At 66.1% G+C, this 24,402-nt stretch carries 27 protein-coding genes and 1 pseudogene; 16 read left to right on the top strand and 12 right to left on the bottom strand.

What is annotated here, in order from left to right:
• Window positions 1-23: 23 nt before the first annotated feature.
• Window positions 24-2,618: a DNA topoisomerase (ATP-hydrolyzing) subunit B gene (gene gyrB, locus AC1DX2_RS22050; RefSeq protein ID WP_477198566.1), complete on the top strand. Its 2,595-nt coding sequence runs from the start codon at window positions 24-26 to the stop codon at window positions 2,616-2,618.
• Between the two features lies 1 nt (window position 2,619).
• Here the strand turns inward: gyrB and AC1DX2_RS22045 are convergent, their stop codons facing one another.
• A complete protein-coding gene (locus AC1DX2_RS22045) occupies window positions 2,620-3,432 on the bottom strand; it encodes an alpha/beta hydrolase (protein ID WP_477198565.1) in 813 nt (270 codons plus the stop codon).
• Between the two features lie 283 nt (window positions 3,433-3,715).
• On the opposite strand from AC1DX2_RS22045, the gene AC1DX2_RS22040 reads away from it, so the two are divergent.
• Window positions 3,716-4,180, top strand: a complete 465-nt coding sequence (locus AC1DX2_RS22040; RefSeq protein WP_477198564.1) for a hypothetical protein — start codon at window positions 3,716-3,718, stop codon at window positions 4,178-4,180.
• Window positions 4,181-4,194: 14 nt separating this feature from the next.
• Here the strand turns inward: AC1DX2_RS22040 and AC1DX2_RS22035 are convergent, their stop codons facing one another.
• Window positions 4,195-4,470, bottom strand: coding sequence for a hypothetical protein (locus tag AC1DX2_RS22035; RefSeq protein ID WP_477198563.1), 276 nt, complete (start codon window positions 4,468-4,470; stop codon window positions 4,195-4,197).
• A gap of 475 nt (window positions 4,471-4,945) precedes the next feature.
• Here AC1DX2_RS22035 and AC1DX2_RS22030 point away from each other — a divergent pair, with 475 nt between their 5' ends.
• The 4 genes and pseudogenes from AC1DX2_RS22030 to AC1DX2_RS22015 all read left to right on the top strand — a co-directional run bounded on the left by AC1DX2_RS22030 (window position 4,946) and on the right by AC1DX2_RS22015 (window position 7,104).
• Window positions 4,946-5,359 carry a nuclear transport factor 2 family protein gene (locus tag AC1DX2_RS22030; RefSeq protein ID WP_477198562.1) on the top strand — a complete coding sequence of 138 codons (414 nt, stop codon included), beginning with the start codon at window positions 4,946-4,948 and terminating at the stop codon, window positions 5,357-5,359.
• On the top strand, window positions 5,356-5,844 hold the full coding sequence (locus AC1DX2_RS22025; RefSeq protein ID WP_477198561.1) for a MerR family transcriptional regulator: 489 nt from the start codon (window positions 5,356-5,358) through the stop codon (window positions 5,842-5,844). Before AC1DX2_RS22030 ends, AC1DX2_RS22025 begins: the two co-directional genes overlap by 4 nt.
• A pseudogene (locus AC1DX2_RS22020) lies at window positions 5,844-6,235 on the top strand (PPC domain-containing DNA-binding protein). Before AC1DX2_RS22025 ends, AC1DX2_RS22020 begins: the two are co-directional and overlap by 1 nt.
• A 107-nt stretch (window positions 6,236-6,342) precedes the next feature.
• Window positions 6,343-7,104: a substrate-binding periplasmic protein gene (locus tag AC1DX2_RS22015; protein WP_477198560.1), complete on the top strand. Its 762-nt coding sequence runs from the start codon at window positions 6,343-6,345 to the stop codon at window positions 7,102-7,104.
• A 50-nt stretch (window positions 7,105-7,154) separates the two neighbouring features.
• On the opposite strand, the gene minE is transcribed toward AC1DX2_RS22015, so the two are convergent.
• From minE to minC, 3 genes are read right to left on the bottom strand one after another with little or no spacing between them, the layout of a single operon-like run.
• Window positions 7,155-7,421, bottom strand: a complete 267-nt coding sequence (minE, locus tag AC1DX2_RS22010) for a cell division topological specificity factor MinE (RefSeq protein WP_477198559.1) — start codon at window positions 7,419-7,421, stop codon at window positions 7,155-7,157.
• A 5-nt stretch (window positions 7,422-7,426) separates the two neighbouring features.
• Window positions 7,427-8,242 carry a septum site-determining protein MinD gene (gene minD, locus AC1DX2_RS22005; protein WP_477198558.1) on the bottom strand — a complete coding sequence of 272 codons (816 nt, stop codon included), beginning with the start codon at window positions 8,240-8,242 and terminating at the stop codon, window positions 7,427-7,429.
• Window positions 8,243-8,283: 41 nt separating this feature from the next.
• Window positions 8,284-9,090 (bottom strand): septum site-determining protein MinC, encoded by an 807-nt coding sequence (gene minC, locus AC1DX2_RS22000; protein ID WP_477198557.1) that lies wholly within the window; start codon window positions 9,088-9,090, stop codon window positions 8,284-8,286.
• A 71-nt stretch (window positions 9,091-9,161) separates the two neighbouring features.
• On the opposite strand from minC, the gene AC1DX2_RS21995 reads away from it, so the two are divergent.
• From AC1DX2_RS21995 to AC1DX2_RS21975, 5 genes are read left to right on the top strand one after another with little or no spacing between them, the layout of a single operon-like run.
• Window positions 9,162-10,004, top strand: a complete 843-nt coding sequence (locus AC1DX2_RS21995) for a hypothetical protein (protein ID WP_477198556.1) — start codon at window positions 9,162-9,164, stop codon at window positions 10,002-10,004.
• Window positions 10,005-10,014: 10 nt separating this feature from the next.
• Window positions 10,015-10,968 carry an alpha/beta fold hydrolase gene (locus AC1DX2_RS21990; protein ID WP_477198555.1) on the top strand — a complete coding sequence of 318 codons (954 nt, stop codon included), beginning with the start codon at window positions 10,015-10,017 and terminating at the stop codon, window positions 10,966-10,968.
• Window positions 10,969-10,977: 9 nt separating this feature from the next.
• The gene (locus tag AC1DX2_RS21985) at window positions 10,978-12,531 is read left to right on the top strand and encodes a sensor domain-containing diguanylate cyclase (RefSeq protein WP_477198554.1); all 1,554 of its coding nucleotides are present in this window, start codon (window positions 10,978-10,980) and stop codon (window positions 12,529-12,531) included.
• A gap of 4 nt (window positions 12,532-12,535) precedes the next feature.
• Window positions 12,536-13,114 (top strand): NnrU family protein, encoded by a 579-nt coding sequence (locus AC1DX2_RS21980; RefSeq protein WP_477198553.1) that lies wholly within the window; start codon window positions 12,536-12,538, stop codon window positions 13,112-13,114.
• Window positions 13,115-13,166: 52 nt separating this feature from the next.
• The gene (locus AC1DX2_RS21975) at window positions 13,167-13,532 is read left to right on the top strand and encodes a glutaredoxin domain-containing protein (protein ID WP_477198552.1); all 366 of its coding nucleotides are present in this window, start codon (window positions 13,167-13,169) and stop codon (window positions 13,530-13,532) included.
• 71 nt (window positions 13,533-13,603) lie between these two features.
• On the opposite strand, the gene AC1DX2_RS21970 is transcribed toward AC1DX2_RS21975, so the two are convergent.
• The 5 genes from AC1DX2_RS21970 to AC1DX2_RS21950 form a co-directional block, all read right to left on the bottom strand.
• Window positions 13,604-14,158, bottom strand: a complete 555-nt coding sequence (locus AC1DX2_RS21970; protein WP_477198551.1) for a Spy/CpxP family protein refolding chaperone — start codon at window positions 14,156-14,158, stop codon at window positions 13,604-13,606.
• Window positions 14,159-14,349: 191 nt separating this feature from the next.
• Window positions 14,350-15,258: a pirin family protein gene (locus tag AC1DX2_RS21965; protein ID WP_477198550.1), complete on the bottom strand. Its 909-nt coding sequence runs from the start codon at window positions 15,256-15,258 to the stop codon at window positions 14,350-14,352.
• A gap of 27 nt (window positions 15,259-15,285) precedes the next feature.
• Window positions 15,286-16,407, bottom strand: coding sequence for an alkene reductase (locus AC1DX2_RS21960; RefSeq protein WP_477198707.1), 1,122 nt, complete (start codon window positions 16,405-16,407; stop codon window positions 15,286-15,288).
• A gap of 363 nt (window positions 16,408-16,770) precedes the next feature.
• Complete coding sequence (locus AC1DX2_RS21955) at window positions 16,771-17,526, bottom strand: class II aldolase/adducin family protein (protein ID WP_477198549.1); 756 nt, start codon at window positions 17,524-17,526, stop codon at window positions 16,771-16,773.
• 59 nt (window positions 17,527-17,585) lie between these two features.
• A complete protein-coding gene (locus AC1DX2_RS21950) occupies window positions 17,586-18,188 on the bottom strand; it encodes an HD domain-containing protein (RefSeq protein ID WP_477198548.1) in 603 nt (200 codons plus the stop codon).
• A 102-nt stretch (window positions 18,189-18,290) separates the two neighbouring features.
• On the opposite strand from AC1DX2_RS21950, the gene AC1DX2_RS21945 reads away from it, so the two are divergent.
• Window positions 18,291-18,992 carry a Crp/Fnr family transcriptional regulator gene (locus tag AC1DX2_RS21945; protein ID WP_477198547.1) on the top strand — a complete coding sequence of 234 codons (702 nt, stop codon included), beginning with the start codon at window positions 18,291-18,293 and terminating at the stop codon, window positions 18,990-18,992.
• Window positions 18,993-18,998: 6 nt separating this feature from the next.
• Here AC1DX2_RS21945 and AC1DX2_RS21940 read toward each other — a convergent pair whose 3' ends face one another.
• Both AC1DX2_RS21940 and AC1DX2_RS21935 read right to left on the bottom strand, forming a co-directional pair.
• Window positions 18,999-19,250, bottom strand: a complete 252-nt coding sequence (locus AC1DX2_RS21940; RefSeq protein WP_477198546.1) for a YkgJ family cysteine cluster protein — start codon at window positions 19,248-19,250, stop codon at window positions 18,999-19,001.
• Window positions 19,251-19,298: 48 nt separating this feature from the next.
• A complete protein-coding gene (locus tag AC1DX2_RS21935; protein WP_477198545.1) occupies window positions 19,299-19,910 on the bottom strand; it encodes an NADPH-dependent FMN reductase in 612 nt (203 codons plus the stop codon).
• A gap of 109 nt (window positions 19,911-20,019) precedes the next feature.
• Here AC1DX2_RS21935 and mnmG point away from each other — a divergent pair, with 109 nt between their 5' ends.
• The 4 genes from mnmG (at window position 20,020) to AC1DX2_RS21915 (ending at window position 24,357) form a co-directional block, all read left to right on the top strand.
• Window positions 20,020-22,041 (top strand): tRNA uridine-5-carboxymethylaminomethyl(34) synthesis enzyme MnmG, encoded by a 2,022-nt coding sequence (gene mnmG, locus AC1DX2_RS21930; protein WP_477198544.1) that lies wholly within the window; start codon window positions 20,020-20,022, stop codon window positions 22,039-22,041.
• Window positions 22,041-22,724, top strand: coding sequence for a 16S rRNA (guanine(527)-N(7))-methyltransferase RsmG (rsmG, locus tag AC1DX2_RS21925; protein WP_477198543.1), 684 nt, complete (start codon window positions 22,041-22,043; stop codon window positions 22,722-22,724). Before mnmG ends, rsmG begins: the two co-directional genes overlap by 1 nt.
• Window positions 22,725-22,858: 134 nt before the next feature.
• The gene (locus tag AC1DX2_RS21920; protein WP_477198542.1) at window positions 22,859-23,473 is read left to right on the top strand and encodes a LysE family transporter; all 615 of its coding nucleotides are present in this window, start codon (window positions 22,859-22,861) and stop codon (window positions 23,471-23,473) included.
• A gap of 95 nt (window positions 23,474-23,568) precedes the next feature.
• Window positions 23,569-24,357, top strand: a complete 789-nt coding sequence (locus tag AC1DX2_RS21915; RefSeq protein ID WP_477198541.1) for a ParA family protein — start codon at window positions 23,569-23,571, stop codon at window positions 24,355-24,357.
• Window positions 24,358-24,402 lie beyond the last annotated feature (45 nt).

The raw sequence follows: 24,402 nt of genomic DNA, 5'->3' as shown, positions 1-24,402 counted from the left end.
ATTGCGAGAGTGAAAGCCAAGCCATGAGCGACAACCAGCCCCAACAGCCCCAACAGCCAGTAGGGCAGACGACTGATTCGGCGAGTTCAAATTTCCAGCCGGTGATCGACACCAACCAGGCCGGTGCTTCCGAAGCCTACGGTGAAGGCTCGATCCAGATCCTGGAAGGCCTGGAAGCGGTGCGCAAGCGCCCCGGCATGTACATCGGCGACACGTCCGACGGCACCGGCCTGCACCACCTGGTGTTCGAGGTGGTGGACAACTCCATCGACGAATCGCTGGCCGGCCATTGCGACGACATCCTGGTCACCATCCATTCCGACAACTCCATCAGCGTGGTGGACAACGGCCGCGGCATCCCCACCGGCGTCAAGATGGACGACAAGCACGAGCCCAAGCGCTCGGCGGCCGAGATCGCGCTGACCGAGTTGCACGCCGGCGGCAAGTTCAACCAGAACAGCTACAAGGTGTCGGGCGGCCTGCACGGCGTGGGCGTCAGCTGCGTCAACGCCTTGAGCAAGATGCTGCGCCTGACCATTCGCCGCGACGGCAAGGTGCACGTGATGGAGTTCTCCAAGGGCTTCGTGCAGAACCGCATCACCGAGAAGGTGGATGGCATCGAGGTGTCACCGATGAAGGTGATTGGCGAGACCGAGAAGCGCGGCACCGAGGTGCACTTTTTGCCGGATGAAGAAATCTTCACCACGGTGGATTTCCACTACGACATCCTGAGCAAGCGCCTGCGTGAGCTGAGCTTCCTGAACAACGGCGTGAAGATCCGCCTGAAGGACGAGCGCACCGGCAAGGAAGACGACTTTGCCGGCGCCGGTGGCGTCAAGGGCTTCGTGGACTTCATTAACAAGGGCAAGACGCCCTTGAACAAGAACGTTTTCCACGCCATGGGTGACCGCCAGAGCGAGCACGGCACCAACATCGGCGTGGAAGTGGCGATGCAGTGGAACACCACCTACTCCGAGCAGGTGCTGTGCTTCACCAACAACATCCCGCAGCGCGATGGCGGCACCCATTTGACCGGCCTGCGCGCGGCGATGACGCGCGTCATCAACAAGTACATCGAAGAAACCGAGCTGGCCAAGAAGGCCAAGGTGGAAGTGACCGGCGACGACATGCGCGAAGGTCTATGCTGCGTGCTCAGCGTCAAGGTGCCGGAACCCAAGTTCAGCAGCCAGACCAAGGACAAGCTGGTCAGCTCTGAAGTGCGCGGCCCGGTGGAAGACATTGTCAGCAAGCTGCTGTCGGACTACCTGCAGGAGCGCCCGGCGGACGCCAAGGAAATCGTCGGCAAGATCATCGAGGCCGCACGTGCCCGTGAAGCCGCCCGCAAGGCGCGCGACCTGACGCGCCGCAAGGGGGTGCTGGACGGCATGGGCCTGCCCGGCAAGCTGGCCGATTGCCAGGAGAAAGACCCGGCGCTGTGCGAAATCTACATCGTCGAGGGTGACTCTGCCGGCGGCTCGGCCAAGCAGGGCCGCGACCGGAAATTCCAGGCCATCCTGCCGCTGCGCGGCAAGATCCTGAACGTGGAGAAGGCACGCCCCGAGAAACTGCTGACCAGCAACGAAATCGTCACGCTGATCACCGCCTTGGGCACCGGCATCGGCAAGGCCGGCGGCGCCAACGGGGCAGACGACTTCAACGTCGCCAAGCTGCGCTACCACCGCATCATCATCATGACCGATGCTGACGTTGACGGTGCCCACATCCGCACACTGCTGCTGACCTTCTTCTACCGCCAGATGGCTGAACTGGTGGAGCGCGGCCACATCTACATCGCGCAGCCGCCGCTGTACAAGGTCAAGTCCGGTAAGGAAGAGCTGTACCTGAAGGATGCTGGCGCGCTGGACAGCTACCTGCTGCGCATCGCGCTGATCGGCGCGGCCGTGCACACCGGTGGCGAGGCCGGCAGCGTGGTCAGCGGCGACACGCTGGCCGAGTTGGCGCGCAAGCACCAGCTGGCCGAAGCGGTGATTGCCCGCCTGGCCAATTTCATGGATGCCGAGGCGCTGCGCGCGATTGCCGACGGCGTGCGCCTGAACCTGGACACCGTGGCCGACGCTGAGAAGTCCGCGCTGGACCTGCAGGCCAAGCTGCTGGAAATCGGCAGCGGTGCCGAGGTGGCGGGTGAATTCGACGTTCGCAATGACAAGCCCATCCTGCGCATCAGCCGGCGCCACCATGGCAATGTGAAGAGCAGCGTGATCACCCAGGACTTCGTGCACGGTGCCGACTACGCCGCCTTGGCGGTGGCTGCCGACACCTTCCGCGGCCTGCTGGGCGAGGGCGCCAAGGTGACCCGCGGCGAGGGCGACAAGCAGAAGGAAGAGCGCGTGGGCGATTTCCGTCAGGCCATGGCCTGGCTGATCGCCCAGGCGGAAAATAGCACCTCGCGCCAGCGCTACAAGGGCCTGGGCGAGATGAACCCCGCGCAGTTGTGGGAAACCACCATGGACCCGACGGTGCGCCGCCTGCTGCGCGTGCAGATCGACGACGCCATCGAAGCCGACCGCGTGTTCACCATGCTGATGGGCGACGAGGTGGAGCCGCGACGCGACTTCATTGAGGTCAATGCGCTGCGGGCAGGGAATATCGACGTTTGAGTCACCACAGGCCTTGCCGCTGGGCAAAGGCCGCGAACAGCACCGGCCAGTGGCTGGCCGGCAGCTTGTCTGGCAAACGCATGCCAAAGCCGTGCCCGCCTTCGGCAAACAGATGCAACTCTGTCGGCACCGACGCGCGACGCAACGCCGCATGCATGGCCAGGCTGTTGTCCAATGGCACTGTGGTGTCATCCTGTGCGTGAAACAGGATGGTGGGCGGTGCCCCACGCTGCACGTGCAGATCGGCAGACAGCGCGCGCAGCAGCGCCGCAGGTGGCGCTGGCCCCAACAGTTCATCCCGTGAGCCCGCATGCGCGAACTCGCCCATGCTGATCACCGGGTAGACCAGGCCGGTTGCGGCCGGCCGCGCCGGCAATGCATCCATGGTGTCCACAGCTTCGTACGTGGGGCGGTCGCTGGCGACGCTGAGCATGGCGGCCACGTGACCCCCGGCGGAAAACCCCAGCACCCCTGTGCGTGCGGGGTCGATGGCCCATTCAGCCGCACGGGCTCGTATCAGCCGCATGGCGCGCTGCGCATCCTGCAGCGGCACCAGCGCGCGCTGGCCCCAGCCGTCGCCAGGTAGGCGGTAGCGCAACACGAACGCCCAGACGCCACGCGCAGCCAACCAGCGGGCGGTCTCATCACCCTCCTTGTCCAGCGCGACGCGTTGGAACGCACCGCCGGGAATGACCAGCACGGCGGCACCGTTTGGCCGTTCTGGGCGGAACATCGTCAACTTTGGGTGTGCGACATGGGTGGCAATGCGGTCGGGCGGCATGCCGGTGGCGGCTCTGTCGGTGACTTGTTCCACGGGCAAGGGCTGCGGTGTACCCGGTGGCAGGGCAGGCCACAGGGGCAGCATTTCCAGGGTGGCAGGCGGGGTCGGCGTTTGCGCCGAGGCCATCGTGGCTGTCGCTAGCGCCATGGCACCCAGGGTCAAAGCCTGGCGGCGGTCGACGGGGTTTGCGGGGGTTTGACGGTAGGGCATGGCAGGTCCGACAGGCAGGCGCCTGGCAGCCTTGTTATCGTACCGTCATCTGGTTACGCTGCACCTCATCGCGCCAGTAGGCGGATGGTTGAACAAGGAGGATGAGATGAAATTGCGGACATGGATGGCGATGCTGTGCACCGGAATGACAATCGCCTTCGGCGCGCACGCAGCAGATACCTTTGACCCCAAGACCGGCCAGATCACCATCGAGTCCATCGTCATCGGCTCTGTGCTGTACAGCAATGTGGTGATCTCTCTGGGCGGCGATTTCAAGGTGATTTCGGTCGGCGGCGTGGCGCCGGTGGACCCCGGACCGGTGGCCGCGCTGTGCACACCGGCCAACTTCACCGCTGCCAAGTTCAATGCCATCGCGGTGGGAATGAGCCTGACTCAGGTGAACCAGATCGTCGGTTGCCAGCCCGACACTACCTACGAAATCCTGGCCGGCGGCACCAAGATCTATACCTGGTTCTACACCACCACCCGGCGCATCAGCGTGTACTTCGACGGCACCACCAGTCTGGTGCTCGGCACCGGCGGCAAGTTCAAGGAATCTGCAGGCTTCTGACGCGATTTGCCCGGTTAGCACTTGATGCGGAATTGGCGGTCCCGCGCTTCCTGCCGCTTGCGGCGTATGTCGTCCTGGGCAGGCATGGACAAGGGTTGTCGTGCTGCGGCGTCCAGTTCCTGAATGTAAGTCTGCAGCTGTCTGCACTCGGTCTGGTTGTTCAGTTCCGGCCTGGCAAGTTCCGAGGGCGGGACGAAGTCTGGCGCTGGGGCATTCACCGGTGGGTTGCGCGGTGGCTCGGTGGATGGCCTGCGCGGCGTTGGCGTGGCGTCCACAGGCAGCGTGATCATGCTGGCGATGTAGCCGCTGGGGCAGGGCGCATCCGAGTAGCTGGTTTTGCCGTTGGATATGCACTTGTGGACCGTCCTGGATGCCGGCGGTGCGGCGCTGGCCGGCGTCTGCATCTTGACGGAAGGAGCGGAAGGAGCGGAAGGGGCCCGTACGGGCAAAGGCGGCTTTGGCGGGCTGCTGGTGGCAGGTGGCGGCTCCTTCCACCACAAATAGGCCGCATACGCAGCCAACAGCAGCAGTCCGGCAAGCAAGCCCGCAGTCAGGCTGCGGCGGGGTGCACGATGGTCATGCGGGGGCATGAATGGCCGGTCCAGGCCATCGCCCGAAGCCTGAGGATGTTCCGAATCTGCCATGGTGACGCCTCCCTGTTCGTCCAAGCCAGCACCACTTGACTTCGAGTGCGCTCTAGCTTGTCCAATCCGTTTCGGCCTCTTTGGACCGCACGCCTGACTTTTCTTCAAAGGATACTTCACCATGCGCACCGCCAGCCACAAATCCGCCCTGCAGCAAGCCTTCGACGCCCTGGCCGAAGGCAACGGCCAACCTTTCGTCGCCCTGATGGCCGACGACTTCCGCTGGGTCATGACCGGCAGCACCGCCTGGTCGCGCACCTACGAGGGCAAGCAGGCCGTGCTGGGAGAGCTGTTCAAGCCGCTGTTCGCGCAGTTCCAGCGGCCTTACCGCAACACCGCCCAGCGCTTCATCGCCGAGGGCGACGACGTGGTGGTGCTGTGCCAGGGCCAGGTCACCACGCGGCGCGGCAAGCCCTACAACAACCGCTATTGCTATGTCTGCCGTTTTGGCGATGATGGCTGCATGCACGAACTGATCGAGTATTTCGACACCGAGCTGGTGAGCGCCGCGCTGGAGGCGCCGGGCACGGCATGAGCACACCGGCACCGCTGCCCAAGCAGTTCCACATCGGCGAACTGGTGCGGCGCACCGGTCGCAGTGTGCACACGCTGCGCTGGTACGAAGCCCAGGGCCTGATGCCTGGGGTGGCGCGCGACGCTGGCGGGCGGCGCGTCTACGGCCCGCTGCATGTGGGTTGGCTGGAACTGATGGAGCGGCTCAAGCGCACCGGCATGTCGGTGGCCGAGATGCGGCGCTACACCGCGCTGGTGCTGGCCGGCAGTCGCACGCTGAAGGAGCGCCAGGTGCTGTTGGCGGCGCACCGTGAGCGGGTGCTGGCCACCATGATGGAGTGGCAGCAGGCGCTGGCGCTGATGGACGGCAAGATCACCTACTACGACGCCTGGGCCAGCAGCGGCAAGCGGCCTGCCGACCTGCCGGCCATGCCGCTGCCACCTGTCACGGTGAAGGCCACGGCGACAGCGACGGCAAAGGCCGCGCGCAAGCGAGGCCCCGCCTGATGCCCGCCACCCTTGCGTTGCGGCTGCGGCCCGGCGACGACCTGCGCCAGGCCGTGGAGGCCGCATTTGGCCAGCTGGTAGCTGGCCAGGGCTTGCAGGCCGCCTGTCGCGTGCCGCGCTGCGCTATGCCAGCCAGCCCCAGGGCACGGTGCTGAGCGGTGACCTGGAATTGCTGACGCTGTCGGGCACGCTGAGTCCAGACGGCGCCCACCTGCACGCCAGCGTGGCCGATGCGCAAGGCCGCGTGCTGGGTGGCCATGTGCTGGCCGGTTGCACGGTGCGCACCACGGCGGAAGTGGTGCTGGCGCTGTTGCCGGATTGGCAGTTCAGCCGCGAGGTGGACGACGCCACCGGTTTCAAGGAACTGGTCATTCGGTCGCTGCCGCGTTAGTATCTGCACAGAAGCCGAATCGTTGGGGCGGCAAGGCGCAGGCGCCACCAGGAGGTGGCGTGCACGTGGCCGCGAATAACAAGCACAAAAGCAGAAGAAGCAAGGCCATGAATCGCCGATTTTTGTTGGCCGCCACCGTCTGGGCCTGCTGTGCCGCCATGGCACGGGCCGAGCCGCTGGTGCTGCGCACCGCCGCGCAGGAAGCCGCCGCGCCTAAATTCATCCTGGGCAAGAATAGGCGCGTTGGCGGCTTGTGCCCAGACATCCTGCATGCGATTGAAAAGCAGGACCCGCAGTTGCGATTCGAGGTGGACGCGACGCCCAACCCTATCACGCGCCTGATGCATGGTGTGCGCAGCGGCCAGCTGGACGTGGTGTGCGCCCTGGGGGTCAACGCCGAGCGGATGGAGATGGCGGTCTACCTGCCCACGGTGCTGTACACCGTGGAGGACCGCCTGGTGGCGCGTGCCGACGACACGGTGGCGGTGGGCACATTGGCTGAATTGGCCGCGCTGCGCGAGCTGGTGGCCACCCAGCCCGGCTCCACCTACGTGGCCACCTTGCGTGACAACGGCATACGCGTGGACACCAGCAGCGGTGACGACCTGGCCGGCTTGCGCAAGATCGCTTCCGGCCGTCTGCGCTTTTTCTACACCAGCGACCTGGTGGCCTCGTATTTCATCCGCACTGCGGGCTACGAGGGCAAGTTGCGCGTGCTGCCGGCCAATTTCCAGACCCGGCCCATGCATTTCTGGGTCAGCCGCACGCTGGACCCGGCCGTGGCCAAGCGCCTGGACAAGGCGTTGGCCAGCCTGCGCGCCAGCGGCGAGCTGGAGCGCATTCACCGCAACTACCTGCCCAAGCCCTGAGCTGCGCGAGGGGACAGAGCTCCGCTGCGCTACGGTCTGTCCCACAGGTCTCAGGTTTTATCCGGCAGCTCGATCTTCACCTCCAGCACCTCGAGGTTGTCCTGGCGTTCCAGGTTCACCTTGATGTGCTCGGGGTTGATGGCGATGTACTTGCTGATGACGGCGATCAGGTCACGCTGCAGCGCCGGCAAATAGTCCGGCGCGCTGGCGTTGCGGCCCTGACGCTCGTGTGCCAGGATGATCTGCAGACGCTCCTTGGCCACGCTGGCGGTTTTTTTCTTTTCCCCCAGCAGGAAAGACAGAAAGGAATTGGCCATGCTGTTCACCTCGCGCCAAACAGGCGTTTCAGGAAGCCGTCTTTCTTTGCCTCGATGAAGCGCAGCGGCTTGTCTGCCCCCAGGAAGCGGTCGATCACGTCCTGGTAAGCCTCGGACACGTCGCTGCCCTTCATGTGCACCGCCGGCACGCCCTGGTTGCTGGCGGTCAGCACCGCGTCGCTTTCCGGGATCACGCCGATCAGCTTGATGCGCAGGATGTCCTGTATGTCTTCCAGCGACAGCATCTGCCCCTGGTCGACCCGGGCCGGGTTGTAGCGGGTGATCAGCAGGTGCTCCTTGATGGGCTCCTTGCCTTCGATGGCGCGCCTGGTCTTGCTGCTCAGCATGCCCAGGATGCGGTCGGAATCGCGCACCGAGGACACCTCGGGGTTGGTCACCACCAGCGCCTCGTCGGCGAAGTGCATCGCCATCAGCGCGCCGGTCTCGATGCCGGCGGGGGAGTCGCAGACGATGTAGTCAAAGCCCATCGCGGCCAGGTCGTTCAGCACCTTTTCCACGCCGGCCTGGCTCAAGGCATCCTTGTCGCGGGTTTGCGAGGCCGCCAGCACGTACAGCTGCTCGCACTGCTTGTCCTTGATCAGCGCCTGGTTCAGGTTGGCCTCGCCCTGGATGACGTTGATGAAGTCGTACACCACGCGGCGCTCGCAGCCCATGATCAGGTCCAGGTTGCGCAGGCCGACGTCGAAGTCGATGACCACGGTTTTCTTGCCGCGCAGCGCCAGGCCGGTGGCAAAGCTGGCGCTGGTGGTGGTCTTGCCCACCCCGCCCTTGCCGGAGGTCACCACGATGATTTTTGCCATGAGGGAAACAGTCTTTCAGTAGGTTATGGTCGTGACGGTCGTCAAGCCTTCAGCGGCTCGAAGACCAGTTTGTCGTTGTCGTCGCCGTCGCCCGCCAGCCGCACCTGGGCGGTCTTGCCCTGCACGTTGGCCGGCAACGGGTTGTCGCTGGTGCGGTAGGTGCCGGCGATGGACACCAGCTCCGGCTCCAGGCAGAGCGAGAAAATGCGCGCCTGCGTGTTGCCGCGCGCGCCGGCAATGGCTTTGCCGCGCAGCGGCGCGTACACATGGATGCTGCCGTCAGCCACCACTTCGGCGCCAGGGTTGACCATGGCCAGCAGCACCAGGTCGCCGCCGCGCGCGTAGACGCGCTGGCCCGAGCGCAGCGGTTTGTCCACCACCAGCGTGGGTGCGTGGCCGGGGCTGGTCGTCGTGGGACTGGCCTGTGTGGTGGTGTTGGCCGCTGGTGGTGTGGGGGCTTGTGTGGGTTCGATGACCGCGGGCTTGTTCACCGGGCGCACATCCGGTGCCGCCACCACCAGCCCGGCGGCCAGTGCCGCCTGCGCCAACTCGTCCGGGGCGCCACGCACGGCCACGGGGGCCAGGCTGTAGGGGCGCAACAGCGCCAGCAAGGCGGGCAAATCACAGGGGGCGCCGTCCTGCACGCCGGAAAAGTCCAGAACCACGCCGTCGTGGTCGAAGAAACCGGGGCTGTCGCCGTCGACGCCAAAGCGCGCCGCCAGATCGTGCGCCAGTTGCGCGATGTCGGTGGTCTTGAGGTTCAGTGCCAGCAGCGGCAGTTGCGTGCTTTTGAGTTCAAACGAAGAGGGCAATGTGCCTGGGGAAATACCTGCGATCGCAACGGTCATCAACTGCTCAAAACGGGAAACGGCGGGACGGACGGCGGGCAGTGTACCAGCCGCGCTAACATGGCTGCCCGATGATGGCCCCACAACCTGATGGCACTTCCCTGGCGCCGCTGCCGCGGCCCTTGCTGCGCCGACTGCGCGACATCTGGCGCTCGGCCGGCTGGCCTTGCCATGACGCGCTGGAACTGGAGTTGCTGGCGCTGGGCCTGCTGGCGCGCCGCGAAGCCACGGATGAGCTGGAAACCCTGCGCGTCACCGATGCCGGCTTGCAGGCGCTGGCCCGGGGCCAGCAGCGCAACCGGGCGGCGCTGTCCCGGCACGAGTCGCTGGTGCAGCGGGTGGCCGCGCAGCTGGCCACACACGGCCGCGTGGCCTACACGGGTTTGAGCCTGCGCGCCTGGATTGCCGACACCGATGTGGCTGTGGAGGCCGGTACAGATGCGGCAGAGGGGCTCCCGCCCCAGCAGGACCTGGTGGGTGCGGCGCCAGCCAGAGCGCCGGGGCACTGGCAAGTGGTGCGGCCCGATGTGTTCTCGATCCGCTTCACCACGGCGGCCCAGTACCTGCAGCCGCAGGTGCATGAGATCAAGGTTAGCCGCGCCGACCTGCTGGGCGACCTGCGCAATCCGGCCAAGCGTGCCGGCTACCACTGGCTCAGCGGTGCCTGTTACTACGTGCTGCAAGAGGGCATAGGGGACGACAGCGATGTGCCCGCTGATTACGGCGTGCTGCTGGCACGGCCCGAGCGCCTGGAGGTGCTGCGTGCCGCCCCGGGCGATGGCCGGCCATTGCCCTTTGCGGTGTGGATGGCATTGGCCCGCGCCACGCCGATGGCTGGCGAGGAAGATGGCCAGCAATGGTTGGGGGGTGATGGCTTGGCGCCGCCCCTTGCCGAGGGCGGGGGGCCGGGGTAGAGTGCCCGCCATGAAAACGGTTTTGAAAGTGGCGGCCTGGGTGCTGCTGGGCTTGTTGGTGCTCGCTGCAGCGGGCGTGGCGGCCTCGTGGGCGCCCGACCAGCCGGTGGAGACGCTGAAAAGCCGCTGGGCGCCGCCGCCCTCGCAGTTCATCGCCGTGCAGGGCATGCAGGTGCACCTGCGCGACGAGGGCCCGCGCGACGATCCGCTGCCCATCGTGCTGCTGCATGGCACCTCGGCCAGCCTGCACACCTGGGACGGCTGGGCGGAGGCCTTGCGTGGCCAGCGCCGGGTGATCCGCTTCGATTTGCCGGCCTTCGGCCTGACCGGGCCGCACCCGCAGGCCGACTATGCCATCGCCGCCTATGTGCGCTTCGTCTCGGCCGTGCTGGACAGCCTGAAGGTGTCGCGCTGCGTGCTGGCCGGCAACTCGCTGGGCGGGCAGATTGCCTGGGAAGTGGCCGTCGACCAGCCGCAGCGGGTGCAGCAGCTGGTGCTGGTGGACGCCGGCGGCTATGCCTTCAAGCCGCAGTCGGTGCCGATAGGCTTCTGGATCGCCCGCACGCCGGGCTTGCGCCTGCTGATGGAACACACGCTGCCGCGCTCGGTGATCGAGCACAGCGTGCGCAATGTCTATGGCGACCCCAGTAAGGTGACGCCTGAGCTGGTGGACCGCTATGCCGCCATGACGCTGCGCGAAGGCAACCGCCATGCGCTGGCACTGCGCATGGACCAGCGGCTGGCCGGCGATGAGGCGCGCATACGCACGCTGCGGGTGCCCACACTGGTACTATGGGGCGGGCGCGATCACCTGATCCCCCCGGACAGCGCGCGGCGCTTTGCCAGCGACATTGCCGGCGCACAGCTGGTGGTGTTTGACCAGCTGGGCCATGTGCCGCACGAGGAAGACCCGGCGCTCACGGTGGCGGCACTGCGCCGCTTTATGGACGGCGCTCCCAAGTAGCGAGATGGCATGGCAGACAAGAAACCCTTCGAAATCGCCCGCGAGACGCTGAAGACGCTGACCGAGCGCAAGCTGGTGCCCACGCCGGCCAACTACCAGGCCATCTACAACGACATCGCCGGCATCCCGCTGGTGCAGCCGTTTCCCGACGAGCAATTGCGCCAGATCGCCCAGTCGCTGCCAGCCAGGAACCCCGGCCAGCTGAAGCAGAAGGGCTTGCTGGACTACGCCATCAACCAACGCAACTGGCCCGGCGTGCAGTCGGCCCTGGTGGCTTACGCCGGCTTTGCTGGCAATGGCGGGCAGACCTCGGACACCGCGCCGGCGCCGTTGCTGGCCGAGCCGTCGGCCAGCGAGGTGTCCGCGCCCGCACTGACGGCCGATTTCCTGGGGCAGGTGGCCCGCATGATCGAGTACGCGCTGCCGGCGCTGGGCCCGGACGACGAGCGCTTCAACGAACAGGTCAAGCAGTTGCTGCAGGCCATGCGCGAGCCCTCGTCCGACATCGTGGCGGTCAAGCAGGCGCTGGCCGATTTCAGCCACCGGCTGTCTTTTGCCGCCGAAGACCAGGCCGAGATCCGCGCCACGCTGCTCAAGCTGCTGCACCTGATCATCCAGAACATCGGCGAGCTGGCGTTGGACGACCGCTGGCTGAAGGGCCAGATCGACGCACTGATGAGCGCCGCCTCGCCGCCGCTGACGTTGCGCCGCCTCGACGACGTGGAGCGCCGGCTGAAGGACGTGATTTTCAAGCAGGCCGAGGCCAAGGGCCGGGAGTTGGAGGCGCAGGCGCAGATTGGCCAGATGCTGGCCGCCTTCATCGAGCGGCTGGCGCAGATGACGCAGTCCACCAGCACCTACCACGGCAAGATGGAAGAGAGCGCCAAGGCGCTGGAGCAGGCCAAGACGATGGAAGAGATCGCCCCGGTGCTGCAGCAGGTAATCACCGCCACCCGCCACATGGCCGACGAGAGCCGGGGCTCGCGCGACGAACTGCAGAACATGCGCGAGCGCGCCCAGGCCACCGAGACCGAGATCGCCAAGCTGCACCAGGAGCTGGACCGTGTCAGCACGCAGGCGCGGCACGACCCGCTGACCGGCGCGCTGAACCGCAAGGGCCTGGAGGAGGCGCTGGAACGCGAGCTGTCGGTGGTGCGGCGCAAGGAGACGCCGCTGTGCATGGCGCTGCTGGACATCGACAATTTCAAGAAGCTCAACGACGCCAAGGGCCACGCCACCGGCGACGAAGCGCTGGCCCACCTGGCGGCGGTGGCGCGCGAATGCATGCGCCCGCAGGACACGCTGGCGCGCTTCGGCGGCGAGGAGTTCGTGCTGCTGCTGCCCGACACACCGCTGGAGCGCGGCATCGAGGCCATGACGCGGCTGCAGCGCGAGCTGAGCCGGCGCTTCTTCCTGGCCGGAGCCGAGAAGATACTGATCACCTTCAGCTGCGGCGTGGCCCAGCTGGCGGCCAAGGAGGCGGGCATGGACGCGATACGCCGCGCCGACCAGGCCATGTACCTGGCCAAACGGGCCGGCAAGAACCGCGTGGTGGGAGCCTGACGATATGACGCTGATGATCCTGGGGTTGGTGCTGTTCCTGGGCGTGCACTCGGTGCGCATCTTTGCCGACGGCTGGCGCACGCGCACCATCGCACGCCTGGGCGCCGGGCCGTGGAAGGGCTTGTACGCGCTGGTGTCGCTGGCTGGCTTCGTGATGGTCTGCTGGGGCTTCGGCCTGGCGCGCGAGCAGCCTGTGCAGCTGTGGCAGCCCCCCATGGGCATGCGCCACCTGGCAGCGCTGCTGACCTTGTTGGCCTTTATCGGCGTCGTGGCCGCTTATGTGCCCAACAACAAGATCAAGGGCCGCTTGCACCACCCCATGCTGCTGGGGGTGAAGAGCTGGGCGCTGGCCCATCTGCTGGCCAATGGCAACCTGGCGCACGTGCTGCTGTTTGGCAGTTTCCTGGCCTGGGCGGTGGTGGATTTCATCGTTTCGCGCCGGCGCGACCGCGCGTTGGGCACCGTCTACCCGCCGGGCACCTGGGGCGCCACTGCCATCACCGTGGTGGTGGGGGCCGTGGCCTGGTATGCCTTCGCCTTCTGGCTGCATGGCCTGTGGATTGGTGTGCGGCCGCTGGGCTGAGCACTGCCGCCGGCCTGACTTACACCGCATTTTCAACACAAGGGCAATCACCATGCCGCGCACCCTGCTGGACGAAGCCCGCGTCCACCCCGCCATACGCGACAAGATCGCCAACTACCGTCTTCGACTGGTCAACGAGGTGCAAGCCGCCATGGCCGCGCACAGTGTGGTGGTGGTCGGCATGCGCCAGAACCCGTTCCCGCGCAAGGTGCGCAAGCTGTTGGACGCTGCCGGCGTGCCTTACCACTACCTGGAATACGGCAGTTACCTGAGCATGTGGCGCGACCGCAGCGCGCTGAAGATGTGGACCGGCTGGCCGACCTTCCCCATGGTGTTCATCAAGGGCACGCTGGTGGGTGGCTTCAACGACGTGCAGGCGTTGGTTGACAGTGGCGAGCTGAAAAAGCTGTTGGCCTGAGCCGTCCTGTTGTCACGGGGCAGCGCAGGCCAACAGGGCTTGCTTGCGGCACGGACGTGCCGTGAAGAGCTTTAGCCGCGCATCATGCCGCCTTCGCGGTGGTGCATCATGCGGCCCATGTGGCGTTCGGCCATGCGCTTGTGGGTGATGTCGAACACCTTCTGCTGCTCCGGCGACAGCTGTGCGTACAGCGTCTTGATGGCGGCCAGGCGCTTGTCCATGGCGGCGTTCATCTTGGCCTGGTGCTCGCTGCGCAGGGCGCGCATTTTCTCCAGGCGCTCGGGCGTGCTGAGTTTTTCAAACTCGGCGTGCATCTTGGCGCGCTCTTCGGGGCTGTGGCGCGGGCCCATCATGCCGCCTTGGGGCGTCATGGAGGCGGTGAAAGCGCTCCAGGCACCTTCCTGGGCCGGCGTGATGCGCAACACGGTCTTGAAATCGGCCATGCGCTGGGCGTGGCGCTTGGCCATCATTTCCTTCATCTTGGCCGGGTCCATGGGGCCGTGGTGGGCGCCCATGCCGTGGCCGGGGGTGGGGGCGGTGGGTGCCGGTGCGGTTTGCGCGCTGGCATACAGGCCGGCGCCGGCCAGCAGGCTGGCGACCAGGGCGCGTTTGAAAACCTTGTTCATGTGTGACTCCTTGCTTGATGGTTTTTGCCCAAGACCAGGAAAGGCATCAGGCTGGGAGCAAGTCTCAAGCTTATATGTGTAGGCACCATGGACTCAAGTTGTGCCTTTGTAAAGTTTCGAAAAGCCAACGAAACATGGCAGGTGCCCGGCTGGTGCGGCGCCGTGCGAGAGTGCCCGCTTTGGCCAGCCGGTCAGGAAACCAGCCGGCCGGCGTTGAAGTCTTCCACCGCCTGCATCAGCTCATCGCGCGTGTTCATCACGAACGGGCCGTACTGGGCGATGGGCTCGCGCAGCGGCTGGCCGGCGATCAGCAGCGCGCGCGTGGGCTCGCTGGCGCCGCTGCCCTGCAGGCGCACGCCATCACCAGTGTTGTCCAGGATGGCCATCTTGCCGGCGGGTACCAGGGTGGGCTGGCCGTTGGCGCCCAGCACTTCCAGCGCACCCCGGTAAACGTAGAGGAAGGCGTTGTGGCTGGCGGGCAACAGTTGTTGGAAAGCGGCACCGCCCGCGGGCCAGTGAAGGTCCAGGTACAACGGGTCGGTAGGGAATTCGCTGGCCGGGCGCGCCATGGCGCCGGCCACGCCATGGCTGGCGCCGGAGATCACCCGCACCCGCACGCCTTCGGGGGCGGTGAACTCGGGGATCTCGGTTCTCTGAATGTCGCGGTACCACGGTGTGCGCAGCTTGTCCTTGCCCGGCAGGTTCAGCCACAGCTGGAAGCCCTCCATGCGGCCGTCCACCTGCTCGGGCATCTCGCTGTGGATGACGCCGCGCCCGGCCGTCATCCACTGCACGCCGCCGTCAGAGATCAGGCCCTGGCCGCCGTGGCTGTCCTGATGCCGCATGCGCCCGGTCAGCATGTAGCTGATGGTCTCAAAGCCGCGGTGCGGGTGGCTGGGAAAGCCTGCGCCGTAGTCCTTGGGATCGTCGGTGGCGAAGCTGTCCAGCATCAGGAAGGGGTCCAGCCGGCGCTGCAGGTCCTGCGTCAGCACCCGGGTCAGCTTGACGCCGGCACCATCGCTGGTGGGCTGGCCTTGCACCAGGCGCTCCACGCGCCGAGGCTGGGTGACCGGGGAAGGGGTGCTGGCAATGTCGCTCATGGCGAACTCCTTTCGCTGCTGTTGGGTTCAGTCCTGCAAGGCCGGGTAGTCGGTATAGCCCTTTTCGCCGCCGCCGTAGAAGGTGGCGCGGTCTGGCGCGTTCAGTGGTGCGTCGTCGCGCAGGCGGCGCGTCAGGTCGGGGTTGGCGAGGAAGGAGCGGCCAAAGGCCACCAGGTCGGCGCCCTGGGCCAGCGACTGCTCTGCCAGCGTGCGGTTGAAGCCGTTGTTGGTGATCCAGGCGCCCTGGCCGCCTGCGGCCCGCCAGGCGGCACGCATGGCGGCGTAGTCGAATGGCGCATCGCCCTGGGTGTGGTCGCGGGCGCCGCCCGTGGCGCCTTCGATCACGTGGATGAAGGCCAGGTTCAGCGGGCCCAGCTGGCGCGCCACATGCTCGAACAGCGGCTGCGGGTGATCGTCTTGCACGTCGTTGGCCGGGGTCACTGGCGACAGACGCAGGCCGGTGCGCTCACCGCCAATGGCCTGGGCGATGGCGGTCATCACCTCGACCAGCAGGCGGGCGCGGTTCTCGATCGACCCACCGTAAGCGTCGGTGCGCTGGTTGGCGCTGCTGCGCAGGAACTGGTCCAGCAGGTAGCCGTTGGCGGCGTGCACTTCCACGCCGTCGAAGCCGCTGGCAATGGCGGCCAGCGCGGCGCGCCGGAAGTCGTCCACGATGCCGGGCAGTTCTTCCAGCGCCAGCGCGCGCGGCTCCGAGGTTTCCACGAACGTGGCCACGCCGTCACGGATCAGCACCGTCTTGGTCTTGGCGCGAATGGCCGACGGCGCCACCGGTGCGCCGCCGCCGGGCTGCAGTTCGGTGTGGGACACCCGCCCCACGTGCCACAGCTGGGTGACGATCTTGCCGCCCACCGCATGCACGGCGTCGGTGACACGGCGCCAGCCGGCCAGTTGCTCGGGCGCGTACAGCCCCGGCACGTCGGCATAGCCCTGACCCTGGTGGGTGATGGCGGTGCCTTCGGTGACGATCAGGCCCGCCCCGGTGACCGGGTTGGCACGCTGGGCGTAGTAGGTGGCCATCAGCGGCGTGGGCACGGCACCGGGTGCGCGGTTGCGGGTCAGCGGGGCCATCACGAGGCGGTTGGCGAGTTTGATGGCGCCAACTTGAACGGGTTCGAACAGCGAGGTCATGTGGTTGCGGTTGTCGTGAGTGGAAAGCGAGGATGCTAGTGGCATGTGGCAAACCTTGCGGTCTGCGGCGCATGCCGCCTTGTGTTATGAGCTGTGCAGGTGGGGCTGAGGCTCGTGCGTTCAATGGGCCTATCGAGCGTTTAGGGGCCAGCTATCGGCGATGGGCTGGCTGGCTGCCGACGCCGCTGGTGCGCGTGGCTACGCGGATGTCCCCCGGGCCTACGGCCCTCCTCCTTGATTCCGCTCCGCCACTCGCCCCAGCGACATCGGGGCCGTTGGCTAACGCGATGTCGGCAGACGACACCGGCACGCCAATAGTCTCGGTGTGCAACGGTAGGCCCGGCCAGTACTGGGGCGCAAAGGTCAGGTCTTGTAGCTCGCGTCCATGCGGTCCAGCTTGCGCAGCAGTGCGGGCCAGGCGAAGGCGCCGCCTTGGCCGGCGCTTTGCACCTTCATCGCATGGGCCACGCCCTGCACGATCTGTGGGTTCACCTGGATCAGCTCGCCCCCGGCCTGGGCGCTGAGCTGGATCTGGCAGGTGCTCTCGAAGATGTACATGGCCAGGAAGGCGTCGGGAATGGTCTTGCCCACGGTCAGCAGGCCGTGGTTGCGCAGCATCAGGAAGTCGTTGTTGCCCAGGTCGGCCTGCAGGCGCGGCTTTTCGTCGTCGCGCAGCGCCACGCCCTCGTAGTCGTGGTAGCCCAACTTGGCCAGCACGAAGGTGGATTGCTGGCTGATGGGCAGCACGCCGCACTTCTGCGCGCTGACCGCCACGCCGGCGCGGGTGTGGGTGTGCAGCACGCAGCCCGCATCGTCGCGCGCCGCATGCACCGCGCTGTGGATGGTGAAGCCGGCCGGGTTCACCGGAAACGCGGTGTCATGGAGCTTGTTGCAGTTCTGGTCCACCTTGACCAGGGAGCTGGCGGTGATCTCATCGAACATCAGCCCATAGGGGTTGATCAGGAAATGGTGCTCGGGGCCGGGGATGCGGGCGCTGACGTGGGTGAAGATCAAATCGCTCCAGCCGTAGGCAGCCACCAGGCGGTAACAGGCGGCCAGGTCGCAACGCAGCTGCCATTCTTCGGCGCTGACGACTTCTTTCAAAGAGGGGATGTGCATGGTGGGTCTCCGGGGGTGAGGATGGAATGTGGGCGAGGCGTTGGCGAGACGCGGGCGTCTCAGACGGGCTGGGCTTGGGCTTTTGGCATCGCGGATGATCCGCTGTAAATGGTGTTGCGCGGCTGTGCAAACACGCGGCGCAGCATGGGCTCGAACTCGCTGATCGGCAGCGTTTCGCCCTGGGGGTCAAACGCCGGGTCGTCGTACAGCGCGATGAATTCCTCGGTGCGCGCGTAGTGCGGGTGGCCGGTGAACTGGTCCCGCATGTGGCGGTCCATGCCGATGTGGTGGAAGAAGTTGTAGCCCTGGAAGATGCCGTGGTGCTGCACCATCCACAGGTTGGCTTCGCTGACGAAGGGCTTCAAGATGGCAGCGGCAATGTCCGGGTGGTTGAAGCTGCCCAGCGTGTCGCCGATGTCGTGCAGCAGTGCGCACACCACGTATTCCTCGTCGCGCCCATCGCGCAGCGCCAGCGTGGCGGTCTGCAGGCAGTGGCTGTAGCGGTCGATCGGGAAACCGCCGTAGTCGCCATCCAGCAGCTTCAGGTGCGCCAGCACGCGGTCGGGCAGGGCGCGGCTGAAGGGGGCGAATTCGCCAGCGATCAGCTTCCAGTCGTCGGCGGTGCTGTCGCGCATGCGGGTGAATTGGGCGCGCTCGGTCATGGAGGGGGGTTCTTTCGTGGTAGCAGCTAAGGGTAAGCCTGGCCTTGACCCGAGAATGTCAAAAATTTAACAATCCAGGGTTTCCACCATGAGCCACCGCATGTGACCACCCAGGCCCCCCCTGTCACCCCCGCGAACCTGTTGGCCTATCTGTCGGCCAACCGCTGGTTCGGCGCGCTGCCGCTGGCGCAGCGCAAGGCCATGCTGGCGGCATCAAACGTGGTGCACCTGCGCTCTGGGGAAATGCTGTTTCGGCGTGGTGACCCGCCCGGCGGTTTTTACTGCGTGGTCAGCGGTGTGCTGAAGGCGTCCACGCTGCTGGAGAACGGCAAGGAGGCGATTTTGAGCCTGTTGGAGGCCGGCAACTGGTTTGGCGAGATCTCGCTGCTGGACAACCAGCCCCGCACGCACGACACCACCGCCCTGGGCGACGCCCAGGTGCTGGCGCTGCCGCGCGTGGAATTCGACGCGCTGATGCGCAACGCCCAGTTTTCGCGGCTGATGAGCCAGCTGCTGGCCAACCGCATACGCCTGCTGTACAGCATGGTGGAAGACGCCACGCTGCGCAGCACTCGCGCCCGCGTGGTGCGCCGCCTGCTGGTGCTGGCACGCGGCGACGTCAGCATGAACACCAGCTCGCGCGCGGTGCTGCCGGTGTCGCAGGAGTCGCTGGCGATGATGCTGGGCATCACACGGCAGACCTTGTCGAAGGAGTTGAAGGCACTCGCCGCCCAAGGCGCGCTGGCGCTGCGCTATGGGCGGATGGAGGTGGTGTCTATGGAGAAGCTGGAGGCGCTGGGTTGACACGTTTTAGCGCGTGGCCAATTCGAGCTGGGTGAGCCAGTGCATGGCGTGTTCGCGGTGGGCGCCGCACATGTCCGCGGATGGCTTCAGCCCCTGGCAAAACGCCGGGCGCTCCGGCTTGCCGAAGATCATGCAGCCGTAGTCATCCGCCAACTGCACACAGCGCACCCCCGCCGGCTTGCCGTGCGGCATGCCGGGAATGGGGCTGGTGATCGAGGGCGCGATGCAGCAGGCGCCGCAGCCTGGCCGGCAGTCCATTGTGGGGTTTGAAATCAGTTCGCTATAAAAACAATAGCAATGGTCAAATCAAACCGCCAGCCGCTGCGCCGCCCACAGCACCTGTTCGACCACGCCCTTGACGCCGTTGTGCTGGTTGGGCAGCTTCAGCGCGCCCTGTTCGTCAAATGCATCCCCCGCGCGGCTGACCGCGTACTGTTTGGGCGCCAGCCAGCAGTGGGCGTTCAGGATCAGCGGCGCCAGGTGGCTCAGCGAGCGCAGGCCGCCCAGGGCGCCGTTGGAGGCGCTGACGATGCCCACGATCTTGCCGCGCATGGAGCGGTCGCCGTCGGACCACACCGGGTCGCCCTTGACCGGGCTGGAGATCCAGTCGATGGTGTTCTTCAGCAGGGCGGTGTACGAGCCGTTGTACTCGGGCGAGCAGATGACCCAGGCCGGGTGCTCGTAGGCCAGGGCCTTCAGCGTCATCACGTCGGCCGGCGTGCCTTCGGCTTCCAGGTCGGCGTTGTACATGGGGACGTTGAAGTCAGCCAGCTCAATGTGGGTGACGTCCGCGCCGGCGTCGCGGCCGATCTGGGCGCAGACGGCGGCCAGCCGGCGGTTGAAGGATTGCTTGCGGGTGCTGCCGGCGAAGACCAGCAGCTTGGTTGGGGGGGCGAGAGGGGTCGTCGTTGTCGTCATGCCGGGATTGTCATGCCATTTGGTGGAAAACAGGTCCGGCGGGTAAAATTGAGGGTTACCCCTTGAGCCCCTGTGCGCCGGCTTGGTTCGCGCACTTTTCCTTATTCATATGCTGTACCCGAAAGAGTTCGATGTCATCGTCGTTGGCGGTGGCCATGCCGGTACCGAGGCCGCGCTGGCGGCAGCGCGCATGGGCTGCCAGACACTGCTGCTGACGCACAACATCGAGACGCTGGGTCAGATGAGCTGCAACCCGTCCATCGGCGGCATCGGCAAGGGCCACTTGGTGAAAGAGGTGGACGCCATGGGCGGCGCGATGGCCGCTGCCACGGACGAGGGCGGCATCCAATTCCGCATCCTCAATTCCAGCAAGGGCCCTGCTGTGCGCGCCACCCGGGCCCAGGCCGACCGCGTGCTGTACAAGGCGGCGATACGCCACCGGCTGGAGAACCAGCCGAACCTCAGCCTGTTCCAGCAGGCGGTGGACGACCTGATGGTGGAGGGCGACCGGGTGGTGGGCGCTGTCACGCAGGTGGGCATCCAATTCCGCGCGCGCGCGGTGGTGCTGACGGCTGGTACTTTTCTGGACGGCAAGATCCATGTGGGCCTGAGCAACTACGCGGCCGGCCGGGCGGGCGACCCGCCGGCCCAAAGCCTGAGCGCCCGGCTGCGCGAGCTGAAGCTGCCACAAGGCCGGCTGAAGACCGGCACGCCGCCGCGCATCGATGGCCGCAGCATTGATTTCAGCAAGTGCACCGAGCAGCCTGGCGACGGCATGCCCGGCGGCATGAGCCCGCGCATGCCGGTGTTCAGCTTCATGGGCCGGGTGGAGCAACACCCGCAGCAGATGGCTTGCTGGATCACCCACACCAACGAACGCACGCACGACATCATCCGCAGCGGGTTTGACCGCAGCCCCATGTTCACCGGCAAGATCGAAGGGGTGGGGCCGCGCTATTGCCCCAGCGTGGAAGACAAGATCAACCGCTTCGCCGATAAAGAGAGCCACCAGATCTTCCTGGAGCCCGAAGGCCTGACCACGCACGAGTACTACCCTAACGGCATCTCCACCAGCCTGCCGTTTGACGTGCAGTACGAGCTGGTGCGCTCCATGGCCGGGCTGGAAAACGCCCACATCCTGCGCCCCGGCTATGCCATCGAATACGACTACTTTGACCCGCGCGCGCTGAAGAGCAGCTTTGAGACCCGCGCGATCAAGGGCTTGTTCTTTGCCGGCCAGATCAACGGCACCACCGGCTACGAAGAGGCGGCTGCCCAGGGCCTGTTTGCCGGCATCAACGCTGCACTGCAAGTGGGCGCCAAAACCGCCTGGACGCAAGACACCTGGGTGCCGGGCCGAGACCAAGCTTACCTGGGTGTGCTGGTGGACGACCTGATCACCCAGGGTGTGACCGAGCCTTACCGCATGTTCACCAGCCGGGCCGAGTTCCGCCTGCAACTGCGTGAGGACAATGCCGACGCCCGCCTGACCGAGGTGGGCCGCCAATTGGGCCTGGTGGACGACGCCCGGTGGGAAGCCTTCAGCCGCAAGCGCGACGCTGTTTCACGTGAAACAGAGCGCCTGCGCAGCATCTGGGTGAACCCCAACAACCTGGCGGCCGAGGAGTCGGAGCGGGTGCTGGGCAAGAAGATTGACCACGAATACAACCTGGCCGACCTGCTGCGCCGGCCCGATGTGACCTATGCCAGCCTGATGTCTTTGGACGCCGGCAAGTATGCCAATGCGGATCTGCCGGCTGAACCGGTTGTTTCACGTGAAACAGTGGGGGAGGCTGATCAGGCCGACTTTGTGGCCGCCGTCATCGAGCAGGTGGAGATCGCCGCCAAATACTCCGGCTACATTGACCGCCAAAAGGACGAGGTGGAGCGCGCCGCCCACTACGAGCACCTGAAGCTGCCGGCCGACCTGGACTACATGCAGGTGGCGGCCCTCAGCATCGAGGCGCGGCAAAAGCTGAACAAGCACCGGCCGGAGACGCTGGGCCTGGCCTCGCGCATTTCGGGCATCACGCCGGCCAGCATCTCGCTGTTGCTGATCCACCTGAAGCGCGGCAAGTTCAAGGGCTTTGCCAACCTGCCGGCCAACGACGTCGACAAGGTTGCCGCCTGATGCACGAGCTGGAGGGGGCACTGCGCCAAGGGCTGCTGGCGCTGGGGCTGACTGAGCTGTCCGACGCACAGGTCCAGCAACTGCTGGACTACCTGGCGCTGATCGCCAAATGGAACAAGGTCTACAACCTGACGGCCGTGCGCGAGCCCGCCGAGATGCTGAGCCACCACCTGCTGGACAGCCTGGCGGCGGTGCCGCCGTTGCGCCGGCACCTGGCTGCAACCGGCAAAGCGCAAGGCGAGGGCGCCCGGCTGCTGGATGTGGGTTCCGGCGCTGGCCTGCCCGGCATCGTCTTTGCCATTTGCTGCCCGGGCCTGGCGGTGGACTGCGTGGACACGGTGGCCAAGAAAGCCGCCTTTATCCAGCAGGTGGCCGTCAGCTTGAAGCTGTCCAACTTGCGCGGCATTCACGCCCGGGTCGAAAGCCTGACGCAGCCCTATGACGTGGTCAGTTCCCGCGCTTTTGCCTCGCTGCTGGATTTCACCACCTGGTCGCGCAGCGCCCTGGCGGAGCAGGGCCAACCGGGCCAACCAGGCGTATGGCTGGCCATGAAGGGCAAGCACCCGGCTGACGAGTTGGCCGCTTTGCCTGCGGATGTGCATGTGTTTCACGTGGAACAACTGGTCGTGCCGGGGCTGGATGCCCACCGCTGCATCGTCTGGCTGCGCCGGCGCGCCGGCTGACGCGGGCCAGTTTCGCTGTCAGTCCGCCGCTCCCCGGTTCTTTTTACCGGCGTGCCGGGGGTCTGGCGTGTTTTTGCCGCAGCGGCGCCGGAAACCTCACGTAAACTCACGCCCTCACGCAAAGGAATTCCACCATGTTCGGTGTATCGGATTACGGCGCTTTTGTCGCCGCTGTCGTCGTGTTTTTGATGGTGCCTGGCCCCGGCAACCTGGCCTTGATCACCTCCACCAGCAAGGGTGGCGTCAAGGGCGGCTTGGCCGCCACGCTGGGCGTCATTGCTGGCGACCAGGTGTTGATGTGGCTGGCCGTGGCCGGTGTGGCCACCTTGCTGGCGACCTACCCGACCGCCTTCCACGCCGTGCAGTGGCTGGGCGCCGCTTACCTGGCGTGGTTGGGCTTCAAGATGCTGACCGCCAAGCCGGGCGATGCGCCGGTGTTGCAGATCCAGCCCCGGCACTTCTTCCGCCAGGCGCTGATGATCACGCTGCTGAACCCCAAGGCTATTGTGTTCTACATGGCCTTCTTCCCATTGTTCGTGGACCCGGCCCAACACCCCGGCCTACCCACCTTCGCCTTCATGGCCGCCACCATCGCCACGCTGACTTTCCTGTACGGCCTGACCATGGTGCTGCTGACCTACTTCCTGGCTGAGCGCCTGCGCGCCAACCCCAAGGCCACCAGCCTGCTGAACAAGCTGGCTGGGGTGTTCCTGATCGGCTTTGGCGCCAAGCTGGCGCTGTCGCGCTAAGACACATAGCGGCCGGCGGTTGACCGCCGTCGGCTGCCGCCTGCATTTGCTTTTCTTCTTTTTCTCTCTCGCCCTCCACAACAGGTAGTCCGCGCATGGCCAAGATTTTCTGCATCGCCAACCAGAAGGGCGGTGTCGGCAAGACCACCACCACCGTCAACCTGGCCGCCGGCCTGGCCAAGGTGGGGCAACGGGTGCTGATGATTGACCTGGACCCCCAGGGCAACGCCACCATGGGCTCGGGCGTGGACAAACGCAAGCTGGAGCTGACGGTGTACGACGTGCTGCTGGAGTCCGCCTCGGTGGCCGAAGCCCGCGTCACCAGCGACAAGCTGATCGAAGGCGGCTGCGGCTACCACGTGCTGGGCGCCAGCCGCGAGCTGGCCGGCGCCGAAGTGGAGCTGGTGGATGTGGAGCGGCGCGAAAAGCGGCTGAAGGCAGCGCTGGTGGCGGTGGATGCTGACTACGACTTTATCCTGATCGACTGCCCACCGTCGCTGTCCATGCTGACGCTGAACGGCCTGTGCTGCGCGCACGGCGTCATCGTGCCCATGCAGTGCGAGTACTTCGCGCTCGAAGGGCTGACCGACCTGGTCAACACCATCAAGCAGGTGCATGCCAACCTGAACAAGGAGCTGGCCATCATTGGCCTGCTGCGCGTGATGTTCGACCCGCGCATCACCTTGCAGCAGCAGGTCAGCGACCAGCTGAAGGCGCACTTCGGCGACAAGGTGTTCAACACCGTGATCCCGCGCAATGTGCGCCTGGCCGAGGCGCCCAGCTATGGCCTGCCTGGCGTGGTGTTCGACCCGGCGTCCAAGGGCGCGCAGGCCTTCGTCAGCTTTGCCGAGGAAATGGTGGCGCGCATCAAGACGGGCTTGTGATGCCGCCGCTGAAGCCCGCCATGCAATTCGTGTGCTATTGATTTC

Source organism: Hylemonella sp. P2_B10 (assembly GCF_056404875.1).
Note: the sequence above shows the minus strand (reverse complement) of the source record. Positions and strands in the feature narration are given on the sequence as shown.

Excerpts from the sequence above, each read along its gene's own strand:
- gyrB (WP_477198566.1), top strand. The coding sequence starts at position 24 with ATGAGCGACAACCAGCCCCAACAGCCCCAACAGCCAGTAGGGCAGACG.
- AC1DX2_RS22040 (WP_477198564.1), top strand. The coding sequence starts at position 3,716 with ATGAAATTGCGGACATGGATGGCGATGCTGTGCACCGGAATGACAATC.
- AC1DX2_RS22035 (WP_477198563.1), bottom strand. The coding sequence starts at position 4,470 with ATGATCACGCTGCCTGTGGACGCCACGCCAACGCCGCGCAGGCCATCC.
- AC1DX2_RS22030 (WP_477198562.1), top strand. The coding sequence starts at position 4,946 with ATGCGCACCGCCAGCCACAAATCCGCCCTGCAGCAAGCCTTCGACGCC.
- AC1DX2_RS22025 (WP_477198561.1), top strand. The coding sequence starts at position 5,356 with ATGAGCACACCGGCACCGCTGCCCAAGCAGTTCCACATCGGCGAACTG.
- AC1DX2_RS22015 (WP_477198560.1), top strand. The coding sequence starts at position 6,343 with ATGAATCGCCGATTTTTGTTGGCCGCCACCGTCTGGGCCTGCTGTGCC.
- minE (WP_477198559.1), bottom strand. The coding sequence starts at position 7,421 with ATGGCCAATTCCTTTCTGTCTTTCCTGCTGGGGGAAAAGAAAAAAACC.
- minD (WP_477198558.1), bottom strand. The coding sequence starts at position 8,242 with ATGGCAAAAATCATCGTGGTGACCTCCGGCAAGGGCGGGGTGGGCAAG.
- minC (WP_477198557.1), bottom strand. The coding sequence starts at position 9,090 with ATGACCGTTGCGATCGCAGGTATTTCCCCAGGCACATTGCCCTCTTCG.
- AC1DX2_RS21995 (WP_477198556.1), top strand. The coding sequence starts at position 9,162 with ATGATGGCCCCACAACCTGATGGCACTTCCCTGGCGCCGCTGCCGCGG.
- AC1DX2_RS21990 (WP_477198555.1), top strand. The coding sequence starts at position 10,015 with ATGAAAACGGTTTTGAAAGTGGCGGCCTGGGTGCTGCTGGGCTTGTTG.
- AC1DX2_RS21985 (WP_477198554.1), top strand. The coding sequence starts at position 10,978 with ATGGCAGACAAGAAACCCTTCGAAATCGCCCGCGAGACGCTGAAGACG.
- AC1DX2_RS21980 (WP_477198553.1), top strand. The coding sequence starts at position 12,536 with ATGACGCTGATGATCCTGGGGTTGGTGCTGTTCCTGGGCGTGCACTCG.
- AC1DX2_RS21975 (WP_477198552.1), top strand. The coding sequence starts at position 13,167 with ATGCCGCGCACCCTGCTGGACGAAGCCCGCGTCCACCCCGCCATACGC.
- AC1DX2_RS21970 (WP_477198551.1), bottom strand. The coding sequence starts at position 14,158 with ATGAACAAGGTTTTCAAACGCGCCCTGGTCGCCAGCCTGCTGGCCGGC.
- AC1DX2_RS21965 (WP_477198550.1), bottom strand. The coding sequence starts at position 15,258 with ATGAGCGACATTGCCAGCACCCCTTCCCCGGTCACCCAGCCTCGGCGC.
- AC1DX2_RS21960 (WP_477198707.1), bottom strand. The coding sequence starts at position 16,407 with ATGACCTCGCTGTTCGAACCCGTTCAAGTTGGCGCCATCAAACTCGCC.
- AC1DX2_RS21955 (WP_477198549.1), bottom strand. The coding sequence starts at position 17,526 with ATGCACATCCCCTCTTTGAAAGAAGTCGTCAGCGCCGAAGAATGGCAG.
- AC1DX2_RS21950 (WP_477198548.1), bottom strand. The coding sequence starts at position 18,188 with ATGACCGAGCGCGCCCAATTCACCCGCATGCGCGACAGCACCGCCGAC.
- AC1DX2_RS21940 (WP_477198546.1), bottom strand. The coding sequence starts at position 19,250 with ATGGACTGCCGGCCAGGCTGCGGCGCCTGCTGCATCGCGCCCTCGATC.
- AC1DX2_RS21935 (WP_477198545.1), bottom strand. The coding sequence starts at position 19,910 with ATGACGACAACGACGACCCCTCTCGCCCCCCCAACCAAGCTGCTGGTC.
- mnmG (WP_477198544.1), top strand. The coding sequence starts at position 20,020 with ATGCTGTACCCGAAAGAGTTCGATGTCATCGTCGTTGGCGGTGGCCAT.
- rsmG (WP_477198543.1), top strand. The coding sequence starts at position 22,041 with ATGCACGAGCTGGAGGGGGCACTGCGCCAAGGGCTGCTGGCGCTGGGG.
- AC1DX2_RS21920 (WP_477198542.1), top strand. The coding sequence starts at position 22,859 with ATGTTCGGTGTATCGGATTACGGCGCTTTTGTCGCCGCTGTCGTCGTG.
- AC1DX2_RS21915 (WP_477198541.1), top strand. The coding sequence starts at position 23,569 with ATGGCCAAGATTTTCTGCATCGCCAACCAGAAGGGCGGTGTCGGCAAG.